Below are 18,938 nucleotides of genomic sequence, written 5' to 3'. Positions count from 1 at the left end.
TCAATTTTTCTTATTCATTATCGTAGGCTTCGACATCGATGCCGAGCGACACAAGGCCTTCCTCGATATAATCGCCCAGAAGCGGTGTTCCGATCAGGTATTTTGCCTCGCGCCCATTATGGCGTTCGCTTGCGGTGGATAGCGCGTCGTCCCATTCCTCTGCCGAGAAATCGCCGCGCCCCACCCAGATCAAGGCGAGCAATTCGATACGCTGATCTTCGTTCAGCGAGCGGATGGCGGCGAAAAGCTCTTTCCGGGTTGGGTTGTCAATTGACGCATCGAGAATATCGACATCCCTGTCGTCGCCGGGATTGGAGCCGGAATCCTCGTCCACCGCAGGCACTTGCACGTCATATTCGCGCGCCTTTGATATAATGAATTCCAGATTCTCCAGATTGTTCGTCAGCTCGACCATCGAATACCTCCGTTACCGGTTTTCTCAGCGTCTTTCTGATTATAGGGCGTCCGCTTCACGCAGGCGATAGCCAACACCGGTTTCGGTGAGAATATATTGCGGCTGGTCGGGCAGGGCTTCGATCTTGTGACGAAGCTGGCGCACATAGATGCGCAAATATTGCACGTCTGCCGCCGGACCCCAGACGTAATTCAGAATAAATTGATGCGTCAAAACCTTGCCCGCATGCTGCACCAGAAGGCGCAGAATATCGTATTCTTTGGGCGAAAGCTTGATGTCGTTGCCATCGACCCTGACGATGCGCCGCACCAGATCGACCGAAAGACCACCGCTCTGGAAAATCGGCTTTTCGCCTTGCTGTTGCAGCTTGTGGCGGAGCGCAACGCGCATGCGTGCCGCAAGTTCGCGCATACCGAAGGGCTTGGTCACATAATCGTCGGCGCCGAGTTCGAGAGCTTTCACAATGCCCACTTCGTCGGTGCGGCTCGAAAGAATGAGGATGGGCAGGCTGCGCCCTTCCTGTCGCCATTGCAGCAGGAGCCGGTGCCCGTCCATATCCGGCAGGCCGAGGTCGAGCAGTACCAGGTCTGGACTTTCTGCCTCAATCTTTTCGATCGCTTCGGTAGCATTGGCGGCTTCAACGGTCGTGTAACCCTCGGTGGTCAGCCCGACGCGCAGAAGTTTGCGGATCGGCGGTTCGTCATCGACGATCAGCACTTTGACGCTTTGCATATTCATTGCGTTGTTTCCGTTTCAGCGTCGCCGGATGGAAGCGGCAGGGATATGACGAAGACCGCGCCCGCACTGCTGTGGCCGCGATTGCGGGCGGATAAGGTGCCGCCCATCGCTTCGACAAAACCGCGCGCGATAGAAAGGCCAAGGCCTGTACCCGCTTGTACGTGATCACCCTTGCGAACGCGATAGAAGCTGTCGAAAATCCGTTCCGTGTCGTCGGCGGGGATGCCCGGCCCCTGATCGGCAATTTCCAGAATAAGCCGCGTGCCGCTGATATGGGCTTCGATGGTAATTTCAGAGGCGTCCGGCGCATATTTCGCGGCATTGTCGAGAAGATTGAACAGAACCTGTTCAAACAGCACCGCATCCAGCCGCAGCATCGGCAGATCGGCGGGTACTGATACGCGCACCGCATGGCGCACAAGAATTTTGGCGGCGCGGTGCAGGGCAGCGCCGACAATATCGCCGATATAATGCGGGGAAAGGTTCGGCTCCATCGCGCCTGCTTCAATCCGGGTCATGTCCAGAAGATTGGCGATGAAGCGGTTGAGACGTTCCGACTGATCCACGATGGTCTGATAAAGATCGGCCTGATCTTCAGCGGGCAAAGAGCCGTGATATTCACGCAATGTGGTGGCCGCACCCATGATGGCCGCGAGCGGGGTCTTGAGGTCGTGCGAAATCGAAGTGAGAAGTGCGGAGCGCAACTTGTCGGTTTCCGCAGCAAGCTTCGCCCGCTCGACATCCTCCACCAGTTGCACGCGCTCGATGGCGATGGCGGCCTGATCGGCCAGCGCTTCGAACAGTCTCTGCTGCTCTGGCGTGAGTATCGGTCCCTGCCGGTCATTGTCGAGACCGATAACGCCGACCGAGGTTCGCGCCGTGCGCAGTGGCAAGTAAAGGCGGCGCGCGCCGGGCAGCGTATCCGCACCACGTCCTGCGGGCAGATTGTGCTCCCATGCCCAATGGGCAGCGGCGATATCGGCATCGTCGAGCGTGTCGTCCGGCGGATATCCGGCGCGCACCGCGATGCTTTCGCGTTCCGGCAGCAGGATGACGGCTCGCACCTTCAGCATGGACGCGATCTGGAACGCCGTTGCCCAAAGGACATCGTCCAGCGAACCGGTGCCCGCGAGCTTTTTGCTGAAAAGATAGAGATCCTCCGTCATGCGCGCGCGCTGGCGCGCCGATGCCGCCTGACGCTGCACGCGGCTTGCCAGATTGCTGGCCACGAAACTGACGAGCAGGAAGAAGACGAGGGCGACCACGCTTTCCGGGTCCGCAATGGACAGGGTGTAAAGCGGCAGGAGAAAGAAGAAATTATAGGCGAAAGCGCTGATGACGGACACAAACAGCGCTGGCCACAGGCCAAGCGTTACTGCAACGCCGAGAACGCCGACCACGAAGACCAGCGCTATGCTGCGCACGTCGAGAAACTGGTCGAGCAGCAGCCCGACGGCGAGCGCCGCCGTGATGACCGCCATGCCAATCACATAGGGCAGGAGTTGCAGGCTCGCGGTTGGCGCGGCGGTCTTGACCTTGCGGGCAGCATTTGCCGCCTCCTGATCAATGCCAGCGGTGATGTGAACATCGATGGCGCCTGCCCGGCGGATCAGATCGTGCCCGACCGAACCTTCGATGATTTCACGCCAGCGCGGCTTGGCCGATTTGCCGACGACAACCTGCGTGAAATTATGCGTGCTGGCATAGCGGATAATGTCTTCGGCCACCGACTGGCCGGGAATGATGATCGGTTCGCCGCCCAACTGTTCGGCAAGGCGCATGGTTGCCGACAGCCGGTCTTTTTCATCCTCCGACATGGTGGCCGAGCGGGGTGTTTCAATGTAAATGACCGCCCATGGCGCGCGCAGCCGGTCGGCAAGACGGCGCGCATAGCGCACGAGAGACGCGCTACGCGGTCTTTCATCCACGGCAACAAGAATACGGTCGCCGGCAGCCCACGGACCCTCAATAGCATGGGCGCGCATATGGGTGAGAAGCTGTTCGTCCACCCGCTGCGCAGTGCGCCGCAGTGCCAGCTCGCGGAGCGCCGTCAGATTGCCGGGCGAGAAATAGTTGCGAATTGCGCGCTTCGCGGTCTTTGGAAGATAGACCTTGCCTTCATTGAGCCGTTTGATGAGGTCGCCCGGCGTCAGGTCGATCAGCTCTATATCGTCGGCGCGGTCGATAATGCTGTCCGGCACGGTCTCACGAACGCGAATGCGCGTGATCTGCGCCACCACATCATTCAGGCTTTCGACGTGTTGAATGTTGAGCGTGGTATAGACGTCTATCCCTTGCGCGAGGATTTCCTCCACATCCTGATAGCGCTTGGGGTGTCGGCTTCCGGGCGCATTGCTGTGGGCGAGTTCATCCACCAGAACCAGCTGCGGACGGCGCGCCAGCACGGCGTCAATGTCCATCTCTTCCAGTTCATGGCCATGATAGGCGACGCGGGCGCGCGGAATGATTTCCAGCCCATCGACCAGTGCTTCGGTGTCGCGGCGGCCATGGGTTTCGACAACGCCGATAACGATATCAACGCCATCGGCCTTGCGCGCCCTGCCGGACATCAGCATTTCATAGGTTTTGCCGACACCGGGTGCTGCGCCCAGAAATATCTTCAGGCGGCCACGCGTTTCGCGCTCCGCCTGTTCGAGCAGGGCATCGGGAGAGGGCCGTGTGTTGTCAGCGCGAATGTCGTCCGACATCAATGATAATGCTCCTGCGAAGCGGGCGGCGACATGAGCGCCACCCGCAATCTACCTCATTTTGCTGCGGTTCTGTCCAGAACTAGATTGAGTTTCAGGACATTGACCACAGCTTCGCCGAGAAAGCCGAGTTTTCGGTCTTCCACCTGCTGCTCCACAATGCCGCGCAGCGTGGCTTCGCTGATACCCCGCGCCTTGGCGACACGCGGTATCTGATAAAAGGCTGCTTCCGGCGAAATATGCGGGTCGAGACCGCTGGCCGAAGTGGTCACGAGATCGATAGGGATCGAGGCGGCAGGCGCTGACTGTTTTAACGATTCCGCCTCGCTCTTGATCCGCTCGACCAAGGCGGGATTGGTCGGGCCGAGATTGGAGCCGCCGGAACTGGATGCATCGTAGCCATCCTTGCCTGCGGCAGATGGGCGACCGTGGAAATAACGGTCACTGGCAAAATTCTGGCCGATCAGTTCAGAGCCGATGACCGTTCCATCCTTCTCGATCAGGCTGCCATTGGCCTGTTGCGGAAAGATTGCCTGCGCAAGGCCTGTCATGCCGAGCGGATAGATAAACCCGGTAATCACGGTGAGTGCGACGATCATGACCAGTGCAGGGCGAAGTTGCTTCAACATGGGTGAAAATCCTTATGCAAGGCCAAGGGCAATGAGGGCCATGTCGATGGCCTTGATGCCGATGAACGGAACGATGACTCCGCCGAGACCGTAGATGAGCAGGTTGCGGGAGAGCAGGGCGCCTGCGCCAACGGCCTTATACTTCACGCCTTTCAACGACAGCGGGATCAGCGCCACGATGATGAGGGCGTTGAAGATGATGGCCGAGAGAATAGCGCTTTGCGGCGTGGCGAGGTTCATGATGTTCAGCGCGCCAAGCTGCGGATAAAAAGCCAGAAACATGGCCGGAATGATCGCGAAATATTTCGCGATATCGTTGGCGATGGAGAAAGTCGTGAGCGCGCCGCGCGTCATCAGAAGCTGCTTGCCGATTTCAACAATCTCGATGAGCTTGGTCGGATCGCTGTCGAGATCGACCATATTGCCCGCTTCGCGGGCGGCAACCGTACCAGTGTTCATGGCGACACCCACATCGGCCTGCGCAAGCGCTGGCGCATCGTTGGTGCCATCACCACACATGGCGACCAGTTTGCCCTTGGCCTGTTCCTCGCGGATAAGCGCCAGCTTGTTCTCCGGCGTTGCCTGCGCCAGAAAATCATCCACGCCCGCTTCCGCAGCAATTGCTGCTGCCGTCATGGGATTGTCACCGGTGATCATCACCGTGCGGATGCCCATGCGCCGCAATTCGGAAAAACGCTCACGAATGCCGCCCTTGACGATATCCTTCAGATGGATAACGCCGAGCAGCTTGTCATCCTTGATCACGGCAAGCGGCGTGCCGCCACCCTTGGCAATGGTGTCGGCGATGGCTTGCAGTTCGTGAACGGTTTTTGCATCCGAAGTCGCGTTTTTCAGCACGGCATCCACGGCACCCTTGCGAATGGACGAACCGTCAATATCAACGCCGCTCATGCGGCTCTGCGCCGTAAAGGGCACAAAAGTCGCATGCAGGCTTTGCATATTGCGACCGCGAATGGCGTATTTTTCCTTGGCCAGAACCACGATGGAACGACCTTCCGGCGTTTCATCGGCAAGGGAGGCGAGTTGTGCTGCGTCGGCCAGTTCCTGTTCGCTTACGTCGGTGATGGGCATGAAGGCTGTTGCCTGACGATTGCCAAGCGTGATCGTGCCGGTCTTGTCCAGAAGCAATGTGTCTACATCGCCTGCCGCCTCCACCGCACGGCCCGACATGGCCAGCACATTGAAGCGCACCAGACGGTCCATGCCTGCAATGCCGATAGCTGACAGCAGCGCACCGATGGTGGTCGGGATCAGCGTAACGAACAGGGCAACCAGCACGATGACGGGGATATAGCCGCCCGCATAGGTCGCGAAGCTTGGAATTGTCACCACGGCCAGAACGAAGATCAGCGTCATGCCTGCAAGCAGGATGTTGAGCGCGATTTCGTTCGGCGTTTTCTGGCGTTCAGCACCTTCCACAAGGCTGATCATTTTGTCGATGAAGGTCGAGCCCTGCGCTGCCGTGATGCGCACCCTGATCCAGTCGGAGAGGACCTGCGTACCGCCGGTGACGGCGGAACGGTCGCCGCCGGATTCGCGGATGACCGGTGCGGATTCGCCGGTGATGGCGGCTTCGTTAACCGAGGCGACACCCTCGATCACTTCGCCATCGGAGGGGATGATGTCACCTGCTTCAACGAGAACGATATCGCCGACCTTGAGGCTTGTTCCGGCCACGGTCTTGTAATCGGTCTTGCTGTCGCCGCTCAGAAGCTTGGCCTGGGTTTCAGTGCGGGTGCGGCGCAATGATTCCGCCTGCGCCTTGCCGCGCCCTTCGGCAACGGCTTCGGCAAAATTGGCGAACAGCACTGTAAACCAGAGCCACAGCACGATCTGGGCAGAAAAGCCGACATTGCCGCCGCCTGTGGCAATGTCCTTTGCAAGCAGTACCGTGGTGAGCGCCGAAACGACGGCCACGACGAACATGACCGGGTTTCGGGCGAGGCTTTTCGGGTTCAGTTTGCGGAAGGCATCGCCGACCGCCGGGATAAGAATACGGGCATCGAGAATGCTCGCAGATTTGGACTGGCTCATAACGAGGCTCCAGTGGATGTTTTGCGAAGCGGACGCTCAGATCAGCCGGATGGCGAGAAACAGGATGAGCATCACGGCAAGGATCGACAGAATGCAGTTCGATGGTTTCAGCATCACAAGGTCTTTCCCTGGATCAGAGCGAGGTGTTCGGCGACGGGGCCGAGCGCCAGCGCGGGGAAGAAGATCAGCCCGCCGACAACCAGAATGACGCCGATCAGCAAGCCCACGAACAATGGACCATGGGTCGGGAAGGTGCCGGCCGATTGCGGAGCGATTTTCTTGGCGACCAGCGATCCGGCAATGGCCATGGCGGGAACAATGACGAGAAAGCGCCCCATCAGCATCGCAAGCCCGATGGTGATATTGTACCAGGGCGTATTGCCGGAAAGCCCGCCGAAAGCCGAGCCGTTATTGGCCGTGCCGGACGTATAGGCATAGAGGATTTCCGAAAAGCCGTGCGGTCCCGGATTGGCGATGGAGCCAAGGCCAGCCGGAATGACGGCAGCGATTGCGGTAAAGCCGAGGATCGACAGCGGCAGGCACAGCACGGCCAGCATCGCCATTTTGACTTCCCTGGCCTCGATCTTCTTGCCCAGATATTCCGGCGTGCGACCGACCATCAGGCCAGCCACGAAAATCGCCACCACAACGAACAGGATAATGCCGTAAAAACCTGCGCCGACACCGCCGATGATGATTTCGCCGAGCATCATATTGATCATCGGGATCATGCCGCCGAGCGCCATCATGCTGTCATGCATGGCGATCACCGCGCCACAGGATGCGGCAGTCGTGACCACGGCGAAAAGGGCGGTCATGGCGATACCGAAACGGGTTTCTTTGCCTTCCATATTGGCACCGTCGATGCCGAGTGCGTGGATCAGCGGGTTGCCGGCAGCTTCTGCCCAGTAACAAATGGCAACGCCTGCAACGAACAACACGCCCATGGCCGCGAAAATGGCCCAGCCCTGCTTTTCATTGCCGACCATGCGGCCAAAGACATTGGTCAGCGATGCGCCGATGGCGAAGATCGCAACCATCTGGATCATGTTCGAAATGGCGTCCGGATTTTCAAACGGATGCGCGGAATTGGCGTTGAAGAAACCACCGCCATTGGTGCCCAGCATCTTGATCGCCAGCTGCGATGCAACCGGCCCAAGCGCGATGACCTGCCGCGCGCCTTCAAGCGTCGTGGCCTGCGCATAGGCGCCAAGCGTTTGCGGAACGCCCAATGCGACGAAGGCAAGCGTCATCACGATGCAAATTGGCAGCAGGATATAAAGCGTGCAGCGCGTGAGATCGACCCAGAAGTTACCAAGCGTTTTCATGGATTTGCGAGAGAAAGCGCGGATAAGCGCTATCGCGATCGCCACACCCGTTGCAGCCGAGACGAAGTTCTGCACCGTCAATCCGGCCATCTGCGTCAGATAGGACATGGTGCTTTCGCCGCCATAGTTCTGCCAGTTGGTGTTTGTCACGAAACTGGCGGCGGTGTTGAAGGCGAGGTCAGCGGGCACATTGCTCATGCCCATGGGGTTGAAGGGCAATGCACCCTGAAACCGCTGCATGGCATAAAGCAGAACGAACCCGGTCAAGTTGAACAGCAGCATGGCGGCGGTATAGCTCGTCCAGTGCTGTTCCTCGCGTTCGCCAGTGCCTGCAAGGCGGTAGAGCCCGCGTTCGACCGGAACGAGAATTGGCGAAAGGAACGTTCGTTCGCCGTTGAAGACGCGCGTTAAATAGAAGCCAAGCGGCTTTACGAGCAGAATGATGATCCCGCAAAAAACGAGGATCTCTATCCATCCATTGATTGTCATGGTTTTTCCCAAGCCCCATTGGGCTGCAGCTCAGAACCGCTCCTCAGAACCGCTCTGGGCGAATGAGCGCATAAAGAAGGTAGATCGCGATGAAGATGGCGACCAAAGCGCCAGCGATATATTCGATCAGCATGTCACGCCCTCAAAGCTTTTCGCAGACGCGCAGATAACCAAAGAGCAGACCGAAAAAGCCGATGCCGATTGCCAGGACGGCGATGTCCATAATGTCGTCCCCTTGCGGGGCTCCCTGTTGGTGAAGGCTTTCGCCAGGCAGGGATTATGTGACGTTACGGCATAGGGTTTCGAGACAGGGAAACGGGCCGCGATATAAAAATCTCATATAGAAAATGGAATAGTGGACGGCAGCTGTCCGGCTGACGATCCAGAAAAAATCACGTAAAATCGAATTGTTACGGAATGGTGCTCACGCTTCAGATCGAAGCGACTGCCCGGCCTGCCGCCCGCCCGGAGAATATACAGCCGCCCAAGAATGTGCCTTCCAGCGCGTTATAGCCGTGATAGCCGCCACCGCCAAAACCGGCGGCTTCGCCTGCTGCATAAAGGCCGGGAACCGGTTCGCCGTCCTCGCCCAGAACTGCCGATTGTAGGTTGGTGTGCAGGCCACCCAGCGTCTTGCGGGTCAGGATATGCAGTTTGACGGCAATCAGCGGGCCGTTGGCAGGGTCGAGCAATGCATGCAACGGCACGGCCCGCGTCAGCCGGTCGCCGATATAGGCGCGGGCATTATGGATCGCCATGATTTGCGCATCTTTCGTGTAGCGGTTGACCACTTCAAGATCCCGCGCTTCGATCTGGTCGCGAATGCGCCGCACATCGAGCAGTTTATCGCCGCTCAAAGTGTTCATGGCCGCGACCAGTTCTTCAATCGTCTTGGCGGTGATGAAATCCGCACCTTTGTCGATAAAGGCCTTCACGGGCGGCGGTGGCGCTTTGCCGAGGCGACTTTTCAGCAGCAGCTTCCAGCTTTTGCCGGTCAGGTCCGGGTTCTGTTCGGAGCCGGATAGTGAAAACTCCTTGCGGATGATCTTCTCAGTCAGAATGAACCAGGAATAATCATATCCGGTGGAGAGAATATGTTTGAGCGTGCCGAGCGTATCGAAGCCGGGCAGATAGGGAGCCGGTAGCCGGTTGCCGCGCGCGTCGAACCACATGGAGGAAGGACCGGGCAGAATGCGGATGCCATGATTGGGCCAGATCGGGTTCCAGTTGCGGAGACCTTCGGTGTAATGCCACATGCGGTCGGCATTGATGACGTGCCCGCCTGCATTGACAGCCATATCGATGCCGCGTCCGTCCACATGGGCTGGAACACCAAGCACCATTTCCTTCGGCGGATTGCCGAGCCTTTCGCGCGGCCATGCCCGGCGCACGCGTTCTGGATCGCCGCCAATGCCACCGGATGTTACGATAACGCTGTCAGCGCCAAAGGCGAATTCCCCAATGATCTCGCGGGATGATGGTTGCCCGCGCTCAACGGTGGAAGGGGCCAGCACTTCTCCGAAAACGCCGGTGACGCGTCCGTTTTCGGTGGTGATTTCATTGACGCGGTGACGGCATTTCAGAGTCACCAGTCCTTTCGCCATTGCCGTCCGCAGCCGCTGTTCGAAAGGGGCCACCACACCCGGCCCGGTTCCCCAAGTGACGTGAAAACGCGGCACGGAATTGCCATGCCCATGGGCCTCAGCGCCGCCACGTTCGGCCCAGCCGACAACGGGAAACCAGCGCATGCCAAGGCTATGTAGCCATGGGCGCATTTCTCCGGTTGCAAATTGCAGATAGGCTTCGGCCCACTTCCGGGGCCATAGGTCTTCCGGCCTGTCAAACTGCGCCGAGCCGAACCAGTCCTGCGCGGCAAGATCGAAACTGTCCTTGATGCCGAGACGGCGTTGTTCCGGCGTGTCGATCATGAACAGGCCGCCCAGCGACCAGAAAGCCTGACCGCCGATGGAATTCTCGCCTTCCTGTTCGAGCAGGATGACTTTTTTGCCCGCGCTGGTCAGCTCGCTCGCTGCGGTAAGGCCCGCCAGCCCCGCACCGATAATGATCGCATCCGCATCAGCCATTCCCACATCCTCCCCGCATTTTGTGCGCATGGTGGCGGAAGCGGAAGCATCTGGCAAGAACCGGCGAAAGCCTCTCAACCAAAGAAATACGGCATGACCCAATCGGCGATCAGCTTGATGGAAAGGCCGAACAGCGTCAGTTGTACCAGCAGGAAGAAGGGACCGTCAGGAAGAAGCCGCGTCAGTTTGGCGCCGGCAAAAGTGCCGATGACTGCCGACGGTATCAGCCAGAGGCCCATCGACAGGTCGAGATTGGAAAACTGCTGCAACTGCCAGTATGGCACCAGCTTCACGGCGTTGACGATGGCGAAGAGGATCGTCGATGTGCCCGCGAAAACAAGCTTTTCCAGATGCTGCGGCAGCACATACATCTGAAAGGGCGGCGCGCCGGAATGCGACACGAAACTGGTGAGGCCGGTGAGAATGCCCCAGAAGACGCCGCCCGGAACATCGGCCTTGCGGGCTTTTCTGCGATAGCGGGCGCCGATCCAGGCATTGAGGCAAAACAGGATGCCGACCAGCCCGACCAGCATGCCAATGAAAGTGGCGGAGAGGTGCGAGCTGAACACCCAGCCCACACCGACACCAACGATGGCCGCTGGCGTAAGGATGGCGAGATTGCGCGCTGAATAGTGATGTCGGTAGAGATAAAGCCCGAACATGTCGCTGATGACATAGATCGGCAGCAGCAAGGCGGCGGCTGTCACAGGCGAGATGACAAGCGCCATCAGCGGAACGGCAAGCGTACCGACCGAGGGCAGGCCGCCTTTCGACATGCCGACCAGAAAGGCCGCAGTGACAGCGATTGCCAGATAAAGGGGGGTATGTTCGATCATGCGGCCGCCGCTGTCGGGGATAGGCTCCGGGCAGGATGGCCCGAAGGGTCAGGAGAATGGAATTTCGTGACGGAAAATCAGGCGTGCGCCCATTCCCAATAGAGGCTGCGGGCGCGCTTGGTCACGGCACCGTAATCGAGCTTGCAGTCGTCAAAGCCGATGATCGGCACAACCTTGCTCATATTGCCGGTTGAGAAAATTTCATCCGCCTGACGGAAATCTTCGATCTTCAGCGTGGTTTCATGCACCGTCACGCCTGCGGCGCGCAACAGCTTGATGACGCGCTGGCGCGTGATGCCGTTGAGGAAGGTGCCGTTTGGCACCGGGGTGAAGACTTCACCGCCGCGAACCAGGAAGATATTGGAGGTCGCCGTCTCTGCGACGTTACCCAACACATCGGTCACGATTGCGTTATGAAAGCCCTTGGCCTTGGCTTCGAGCAGCATACGGCCATTGTTCGGATAGAGGCAGGCCGCCTTGGCATTGACCGGCATTACTTCCAGAAAAGGACGACGAAACGAGGTCGTGGTGATGGTGAAGCCCTTCGGCTCAACCATCGGAATGGCTTCAAGGCACAAGGCGAAATCGGTGGAAGAGGCAAGTGGCGCAACCGTGCTGCTGTCACCCTCCTCGGCCCAATACATGGGGCGGATATAGACATCCGTGCCGGGGGCGAATTTCTTCAGGCCTTCCAGCGCCAATGCTTCGATGTCATTGGCCGAAAGCGTCGGCGACAGACCGAGCGCGCGCGCGGAATCATTGGCGCGTGCGGAATGCAGGTCGAGGTCCGGCGTAACACCTTCGAACAGGCGCGCCCCGTCGAATACAGCAGAACCGAGCCAGGTCGCGTGCGAGGCCGCACCCAGAATGCGCACGTCGCCTTCGCGCCATTCGCCCTTGTAATAGGTCCACATTGCCTTCGAGGCCTGCTTGTCGGTCATTTCTCTCGTCCTTAATTCGTTTGTCTTGCGACGGTAACCCATGGCACCGGCGAGCGTGGATACGCTGTTGTCTGCTGCTGATCTGTCGGGGAAAGGTGCAGTCGGCCGGTGAGTTTTGGGTATCGTAGGATCGCTTGTCGGTGGAAACAAGCGGGAAGCGGGCAACGAGAACAGTTTTTATCGGGCAATGCCGTAAAAACGAAGAAGCCAGCCGGGTGGGCTGGCTTCCGGTAAAATTCTGAGTGAATGGCTCAGAACATCGTATTGTTATTCTTGGACGTTTCCGGCACCGCCTGGATTACGTCCCAATGTTCGACGATCTTGCCGTTATCGACGCGAAAAATATCCACGATGGCGCGACCGCGATCCTCTTCATTCATTTTCGACTGGAGATGCAGGAAGACAAGATCGCCATCCGTGGCGCTGCGCACAATGCGTGCGGTGGCCTTGGGATTGTCCTTGAAGCGCTGCGTGAAAAATTTCACGAAAGGCGCTTTACCGTCGGGTACGCCCGGATTGTGCTGGATATAGTTTTCAGCAAGTACTTCGGAGTATTTTTCCACTTCATGCTTATTGAAGACACCATCGTAAAATTCAAGAACGAGTTTGCGATTGGCTTCTTCTTTGGCAATGTCCCGCGTTTGCTGGGCAAATACTGGTGTGGAAACCGATGCAACACTGATCAGCAAGGCACTGCAAACGGCAAGAATGGATATTTTCATGGGAGAGGCCTCTTTGTTAGGCTGGGAGGAAGCCTCTATTCTAGGGCATTCTGGCGATTGGAAAAGGCCTTATTCAGCATTTCGCCAGATTCTCAGAAAGCTGGCGATCGATGCGTCGATCAGTTTTTGATTGACCTGTTCGTCGGGATCAACCGTGCCAAGCAGCAGACGGGGAAACAGAAACCCGCTGATACTGCCCAGAAAAAGCATAACCTGCGTTTCCGGGTCCTTTACATGAAACTCGCCGGTCCTGGTTTTTGCCTCCAGATATTCGATCATTTTTTTCAGGACCTGGCCGGTTTGATCCGATCGCAGACTGACGCTGATCTCAGGAATGTCCTCGACGGCCTGAATCATTGCGCGCAGCAACTTGGCCATTGCCAGATCCAGAAAACTATCCGCTACAATACGCGCGATCACCGGGAGCAGAACTTCGGGTTCAGCGTCCCATGGAGCATTGTCAAGACGAGCATGAATCTGCTGGCGCAGATCGTCGAAAGCAGCGCGGAGAAGGGTTTGCTTACTGCCAAACCGGTTATAAAGGGTCTGGCGCGTCAGTCCGGCCTCGGCGGCCACGAGTTCCAGACTGACGGCAGAACCGTGTTGGGACAGCATCTTTCTCGTGGCGTTGAGAACCGTTTCGGTACTCACATTCAATTTTCTATCCATGTTTCTCAGGCCCTCCCACGCCCCGTGCGTTCGTCAAGAGACTGATATCACAGAAGATATTTTCACTTTACTGTAAAGTCAAATATGTTGAAGGCTAACAATTAACTGCCATTCGACCTGACGCGTGGGAGAGAACGCGGTGTGGAATCAAGCGCGATAGACTGCTGCGCCGCCCATCATTCCGGCACCTGCGGCGGTTAGCAGGATGGTTTCGCCATCTGCAAAAGCTTTGCTTTCATTGACAATCGACAGCGATAGCGGAACTGTCGCAGCGGAGGAATTGCCAAAGGTTGCGATTGTCCGGACCGTTTTAGCCGGATCGATTCCCAGATTATGTGCCACAGCATCGAACATGCGCGCATTGGCCTGATGCGGGATGAAGCGATCAATGTGTGCCGATTCGATTCCGGCTTTCGCAAGCGCATTTTTGGAGGCGACGGTCATAAGATCGACCGCGCGGGAAAACACCTCGCGACCATCGCTCATCGTCATCAGAAATTGCTCTGGCGGCAAATCGGGAGAAAATGGCTGGTTGCTGCCGCCGGACGGAATCGAAATCAGGTCATAACCGCTTCCGTCGGAAGACAGATCAGCCGAGAGGATGCCGCGTTGCGGGTCTTCATCCGGCACCAGTACAACGGCTCCGGCCGCATCGGCGAAGAGGACGGCGCTTGCGCGTTCAGCGGGATTGATGCGGCGGCTCAAAATATTGGCGGCGACCACAAGGACAGGCCGCTTATGGCTGCGCACAAAGCCATCGGCCAGCGTCAGCGCATAGAGAAAGCCCGCACACGCCCCCGCCAGATCGATGGCGCCGGATCGTGCAAGGCCGAGCTTTTGCGCCAGCAGCGGCGCTGACGGCGGCAGCAGATGATCCGGGGTGGAGGTGGCAAGCAAAGTCAGCGCGACGTCTTCGCGGGCGATGGCGGCATTGTTGAGCGCCATGTCTCCAGCCATGGCTGCAAGCCTGCTCAATGTCTCGCCATCGCCTGCCCAATAGCGCGTGCGGATACCCGTGCGGCGTTCGATCCAGCCCGGTTCCAGACCGAGTTGCTGTTCGATCTCACCGTTTTCCACGCGGCGTTTTGGCACTGCATGACCAAACCCCACCATGCGGGAGGAGCGGCACGAGCTCATAGTGCCCGCCCCGTCACGATGGATGCCACATCGTCAATCGCGTCGTAGAGGGCGGTCAACTCCTCGCTGGTTACACAATAGGGCGGCATCAGATAGATCACATTACCAAGCGGGCGGATCAGCAAGTTCCGCTCGCGAAACAATTTGCGCATCTGTTGGCCGATTTCTGCAAGATAGCCGCCGGAAGGTACGGCAATATCAAGCGCGGCAATCGTTCCCGCCTGCCGGATGCTGGCAAAGCGCCGGTCGCCTGCAAATCGCGTCAGATTGTGTTCGTGAAACTCCTCGATGGAGCGAATGCGGCTCAAGACCGGCTCCTGCTGCCAGACTTCGAGATTGGCGACAGCGGCGGCGCAGGCAATCGGATTGGCGGTATAGGAGCTTGAGTGAAAGAAGGTCTTGCGTCGGTCGGTCGACAGATGCGCATCGAAGATCGCCGGGGTGCAAAGTGTTGCCGCGAGCGGCAACGCCCCGCCTGTCAGCCCTTTGGAAACGCATAGGATATCCGGCGTGATGCGCGCCTGTTCACAGGCAAAGACGGTTCCGGTTCGTCCCCAGCCGGTCATGACCTCGTCGGCGATCAGCAGGCATTCGAAACGTTTGGCGATCTGTTTCAGTTCTGTCAGGAGCGCTGGGCGATAGGTTTTCATGCCGCCCGCACCGAGAACAAGTGGCTCGATCAGCAAGGCCGCTACGTGACCTGACCTGCAATACTCCTCGAACATATCGAGTGTGCGCTGTTCATTGCCTTTTTCGGGAAAGGGCAGCCGGTCAACGCCAAACAGCAAGGGTTCATAGGCGGCATTGAACACGCCGCGCTCTCCAGTGGACATGGTGCCGATGGTATCGCCGTGATAGCTGTGTTCCATCACGACGATACGGTCGCGCTTTTGCCCGGTATTGTGAAAATAGCCGAGCGCCATTTTCAGCGCCACTTCCACCGCGGTCGAACCGCTGTCCGAATAAAAGACGTGCTGCAGGCCGGGCGGTGCGATTTCAATCAGCCCTTCCGCCAGCTGTTCGGAAGGCGCATGGGAATATTCGGCAAAGATGATCTGGTCGAAGCTTTCCGTGGCGTCGCGGATTGCCTGCATGATTAAAGGGTGTCGGTGACCATGGGTGATGACCCACCAGGAGGAGATTGCATCAAGAATGCGCTTGCCGCTCTCGTCGATCAGATAAGCGCCCTCCGTCGAAACGATGCGCTGCATCTCCGGTTCCAGCGCGTGCTGGGTGAAGGGGTGCCAGACGGTCTGCCGCTTCATGCCCACACCTCCACGAAGCTGCCGAGATCGAAATTTTCTTCGAAGGCATGCATCAATACGCCTTCGGAAAGTGACGGCAACAATGGCAGGCGACCGAGAATGCGCACACCGCTCATTTTGGCGACGATGCGCTGGGTTTCGGGATTCTCATCGCCGATAAAGGCAATGCCGCATATTGGCGTCCGGCGATGCTTCAGCGCTTCGACCGACAAGAGCGTGTGATTGATCGTGCCGAGATTGGTGCGGGCGCAGACAATGACAGGGATTTTCCACTGCGCGAATATATCGGCAAAAACCAGATCGTCCGAAAGCGGCACCAGCAAGCCGCCAGCGCCTTCGATGACCAGCGGTCCGTCGGTTGCGGGGACAGTGAGTGCGTCGGCGGAGATTGCCGCGCTGTCCAGCGCTGCCGATTGATGAGGCGAAAGCGGTGCGGAAAGCCGGTAAGCTTCCGGTAAAATGCGGCTTTGGGGCAGGCCGACGAGCTTTGCTACCGCTTCACTGTCCGTCTCCGCATCAAGGCCGGATTGCACCGGCTTCCAGTAATAGCCGTCGAGGGCGGCGGTGAGTGCGGCTGAAAAGACCGTTTTCCCGATGCCGGTATCTGTGCCGGAGACGACGAGGCGCGTTGTCATGGTCTGTCTTTCCCGATTGCGATGGAAAGCCGTTCGAACATCTCGGTGATCTGGCTTTCATTGGCATTGAGCGTGATGGATAGTCTGAGCCGGGCGGTCCCTTCCGGCACGGTCGGAGGGCGGATCGCCCTGATATCGAAACCATCGGCGCGCATGGCCTCGGCGATGCGCATGGCGCGGAAATTATCGCCGATCAGGATCGGCATGATTTGCGAACCACTGGGTGTGAGACCCAGAAGCGAAACGACCAGCGATCCAGCATGGCCGGTCAGCGTCTGCAATTGCTGACGACGCTTTGGCTCGTCTGCGATCATCCGCAGGGCCTCGCGCACGCCCGCTGCCATCAAGGGCGATGGCGCGGTCGAATAGATGAAGTTGCGGGCACGGTTGACCAGATAATCGCCGAGTATGGCGGGCAATTGCAGCAATGCGCCGGACAAGCCCAAAGCCTTGCCACACGTATGCAACACCAGCACATTGTCGCGATTTTCGAGGTCTGCCGCCAGTCCACGTCCTTGCGAGCCATAAATGCCCGTGGCGTGGGCTTCATCGATGACCAGAAATCCGTCGTGGCGGGTCGACAGTGCGGCCAGCTCTGCGATGGGGCCTAAATCGCCGTCCATGGAATAAAGGCTTTCAACGGCAATCCACGGATGGCCCTTGCCGCCCTTGCGTCGCCAGCCATTGATTGCCGTGTCGAAAGCATCGACATCATTGTGTTGCACGAAGACCGCGTCTGCCTTGCTGGATGAAATCCCTTCATGGGCGCTGGCATGGATCAGCGCGTCGCAAACGATCAGATCCCCGCGTTGCGGCAGGGTCGCGAAAAGCGCCGTATTGGCAGCAAAACCAGTGCCGAAATAGAGCACTTTTTCTGTGCCGAAAAAGGCGGCTGCTTCACTTTCGAGCGCTTCATGCTCGACGTGATTGCCGCGCAACAGCCGCGATCCGCCAGCACCCGCCGGGACGCCCCGGTAGAGAGCCGCAGCGATTGCGGCCTTGAGGCGTGGTGAATTGGCGAGGCCCAGATAATCGTTCGAGGTGAAATCGACGCCCTTTTGCGGGGAAAGGGTGCGCAGGCGCGATTTCCGCTCAAGACCCTCAAGCGTTGCCTGATAACGGGCGAGTGCGGGAATGCTCAACGCATCTGCTCCAGTGTCATCGGCTTGAGACCGAGCCGCCGGAAGAGCGCGCTGTCGTGATCCTCGCCGGGATTGTCGGCGGTCAGCAGCGTGTCGCCGACAAAGATCGAATTGGCCCCGGCTAAGAAGCATAGTGCTTGCGTTTCATCGCTCATATCGGTGCGCCCGGCGGAAAGCCGCACATAGGAGGTTGGCATCAGAATGCGGGCCAGCGCGATGGTGCGGATGAAATCGAACGGGTCGATGGGCGCGGCATTGGCAAGGCGCGATCCGGGGATGGGGATCAGCATGTTGATCGGCACGCTCTCGGGCGGTGTCGGAAGGCTGGCCAGTGTGACCAGCATCGAAATGCGGTCATCGACGGTTTCGCCCATGCCGAGAATGCCGCCCGCACAGACCTTGATGCCTGCCTCGCGGACATTCGCCAGTGTTTCCAGCCGGTCTTCGAAAGTCCGGGTGGTGATGATTTCAGGGTAAAACCGCTCCGACGTGTCGATATTGTGGTTGTAGTAATCGAGCCCGGCGTCGGAAAGGCGTGCCGATTGTTCCGGCGTCAACATGCCAAGCGTCATGCAGGTTTCCATGCCCATCGCCTTGACGCCTTCGACCATGGCGACAAGCATGTCCATGTCGCGCTCCTTGGGGCTGCGCCATGCCGCACCCATGCAATAGCGCGTCGCGCCGCCTTCCTGTGCCTTGCGCGCTTCCGCCAGTACGCGCTCGACTTCCATCAGCTTGGAGGCTTTCAGCCCGGTCGGATAATGCGCCGACTGGCTGCAATAGCCGCAATCCTCCGCACAGCCGCCCGTCTTGATGGAAAGCAGCCTGCTCATCTGAATGGCATCGGGGTCAAAATGCTGTCGATGGATTTCCTGCGCGCGGAAGATCAGCTGGATGAAGGGTAAATTATAGATAATTCTAGCAAGATTGAGCGACTCATTTTGTTCGCCTGGTGAATCAACGCCACGTTTTTGGCCAATTATCTCATTAATCTCAGTCATATAGCGGCTCTTCCCATCTTTAATAGATTTGATTCTTAATTTATCTATATTTTAGATGGGCGCATTCATGCAAGCGGCTAAAGATTGCCAGATGTCGACATTGGTGAGCTTCTAGGGAGCGCGTCACTGGCTGGAACGCTGCGT

The 18,938-nt window shown here is 58.3% G+C and carries 17 protein-coding genes; all 17 read right to left on the bottom strand.

Going from position 1 to position 18,938, the window contains the following annotated elements; all coding sequences use genetic code 11:
* Window positions 1–10: 10 nt before the first annotated feature.
* The 17 genes from HWD97_RS11350 to bioB all read right to left on the bottom strand — a co-directional run bounded on the left by HWD97_RS11350 (window position 11) and on the right by bioB (window position 18,794).
* Entirely contained in the window at window positions 11–415 is a 405-nt protein-coding gene (locus tag HWD97_RS11350) for a DUF3775 domain-containing protein (RefSeq protein WP_121538243.1), read from the bottom strand.
* Between the two features lie 39 nt (window positions 416–454).
* Window positions 455–1,153 carry a response regulator transcription factor gene (locus tag HWD97_RS11345; RefSeq protein ID WP_109367232.1) on the bottom strand — a complete coding sequence of 233 codons (699 nt, stop codon included), beginning with the start codon at window positions 1,151–1,153 and terminating at the stop codon, window positions 455–457.
* Window positions 1,150–3,861: a sensor histidine kinase KdpD gene (locus HWD97_RS11340; protein ID WP_109367233.1), complete on the bottom strand. Its 2,712-nt coding sequence runs from the start codon at window positions 3,859–3,861 to the stop codon at window positions 1,150–1,152. The genes HWD97_RS11345 and HWD97_RS11340 overlap by 4 nt, the downstream gene beginning before the upstream one ends.
* Window positions 3,862–3,917: 56 nt before the next feature.
* Window positions 3,918–4,490, bottom strand: a complete 573-nt coding sequence (gene kdpC / locus HWD97_RS11335) for a potassium-transporting ATPase subunit KdpC (RefSeq protein ID WP_109367234.1) — start codon at window positions 4,488–4,490, stop codon at window positions 3,918–3,920.
* Window positions 4,491–4,502: 12 nt separating this feature from the next.
* The gene (kdpB, locus tag HWD97_RS11330; RefSeq protein ID WP_109367235.1) at window positions 4,503–6,545 is read right to left on the bottom strand and encodes a potassium-transporting ATPase subunit KdpB; all 2,043 of its coding nucleotides are present in this window, start codon (window positions 6,543–6,545) and stop codon (window positions 4,503–4,505) included.
* A 113-nt stretch (window positions 6,546–6,658) separates the two neighbouring features.
* Window positions 6,659–8,362 (bottom strand): potassium-transporting ATPase subunit KdpA, encoded by a 1,704-nt coding sequence (gene kdpA, locus HWD97_RS11325; RefSeq protein ID WP_371835019.1) that lies wholly within the window; start codon window positions 8,360–8,362, stop codon window positions 6,659–6,661.
* Between the two features lie 43 nt (window positions 8,363–8,405).
* Complete coding sequence (kdpF, locus tag HWD97_RS11320; protein WP_078336841.1) at window positions 8,406–8,495, bottom strand: K(+)-transporting ATPase subunit F; 90 nt, start codon at window positions 8,493–8,495, stop codon at window positions 8,406–8,408.
* A 298-nt stretch (window positions 8,496–8,793) separates the two neighbouring features.
* The gene (locus HWD97_RS11315) at window positions 8,794–10,446 is read right to left on the bottom strand and encodes an FAD-binding dehydrogenase (protein WP_109367237.1); all 1,653 of its coding nucleotides are present in this window, start codon (window positions 10,444–10,446) and stop codon (window positions 8,794–8,796) included.
* Window positions 10,447–10,520: 74 nt separating this feature from the next.
* A complete protein-coding gene (locus HWD97_RS11310; RefSeq protein ID WP_109367238.1) occupies window positions 10,521–11,282 on the bottom strand; it encodes a sulfite exporter TauE/SafE family protein in 762 nt (253 codons plus the stop codon).
* Window positions 11,283–11,359: 77 nt separating this feature from the next.
* Window positions 11,360–12,223, bottom strand: a complete 864-nt coding sequence (locus HWD97_RS11305; protein WP_109367239.1) for a branched-chain amino acid aminotransferase — start codon at window positions 12,221–12,223, stop codon at window positions 11,360–11,362.
* 251 nt (window positions 12,224–12,474) lie between these two features.
* On the bottom strand, window positions 12,475–12,945 hold the full coding sequence (locus HWD97_RS11300) for a nuclear transport factor 2 family protein (RefSeq protein ID WP_109367240.1): 471 nt from the start codon (window positions 12,943–12,945) through the stop codon (window positions 12,475–12,477).
* A 69-nt stretch (window positions 12,946–13,014) separates the two neighbouring features.
* Window positions 13,015–13,614, bottom strand: a complete 600-nt coding sequence (locus HWD97_RS11295; RefSeq protein WP_109367241.1) for a TetR/AcrR family transcriptional regulator — start codon at window positions 13,612–13,614, stop codon at window positions 13,015–13,017.
* 147 nt (window positions 13,615–13,761) lie between these two features.
* Window positions 13,762–14,751 (bottom strand): beta-ketoacyl-ACP synthase III, encoded by a 990-nt coding sequence (locus tag HWD97_RS11290; protein ID WP_121538247.1) that lies wholly within the window; start codon window positions 14,749–14,751, stop codon window positions 13,762–13,764.
* On the bottom strand, window positions 14,748–16,016 hold the full coding sequence (locus HWD97_RS11285; protein ID WP_121538249.1) for an adenosylmethionine--8-amino-7-oxononanoate transaminase: 1,269 nt from the start codon (window positions 16,014–16,016) through the stop codon (window positions 14,748–14,750). Before HWD97_RS11285 ends, HWD97_RS11290 begins: the two co-directional genes overlap by 4 nt.
* The gene (gene bioD / locus HWD97_RS11280; protein WP_121538251.1) at window positions 16,013–16,651 is read right to left on the bottom strand and encodes a dethiobiotin synthase; all 639 of its coding nucleotides are present in this window, start codon (window positions 16,649–16,651) and stop codon (window positions 16,013–16,015) included. The genes HWD97_RS11285 and bioD overlap by 4 nt, the downstream gene beginning before the upstream one ends.
* Window positions 16,648–17,793 carry an 8-amino-7-oxononanoate synthase gene (locus HWD97_RS11275; protein ID WP_121538253.1) on the bottom strand — a complete coding sequence of 382 codons (1,146 nt, stop codon included), beginning with the start codon at window positions 17,791–17,793 and terminating at the stop codon, window positions 16,648–16,650. Before HWD97_RS11275 ends, bioD begins: the two co-directional genes overlap by 4 nt.
* Complete coding sequence (gene bioB / locus HWD97_RS11270) at window positions 17,790–18,794, bottom strand: biotin synthase BioB (protein ID WP_121538255.1); 1,005 nt, start codon at window positions 18,792–18,794, stop codon at window positions 17,790–17,792. The genes HWD97_RS11275 and bioB overlap by 4 nt, the downstream gene beginning before the upstream one ends.
* Window positions 18,795–18,938: the final 144 nt, after the last annotated feature.

Origin of the sequence: Ochrobactrum sp. C6C9 (genome assembly GCF_022627935.1) — a bacterium.
In the GTDB taxonomy this organism is placed as follows: domain Bacteria; phylum Pseudomonadota; class Alphaproteobacteria; order Rhizobiales; family Rhizobiaceae; genus Brucella; species Brucella teleogrylli.
This window is presented reverse-complemented; position numbering and strand designations above follow the sequence as displayed.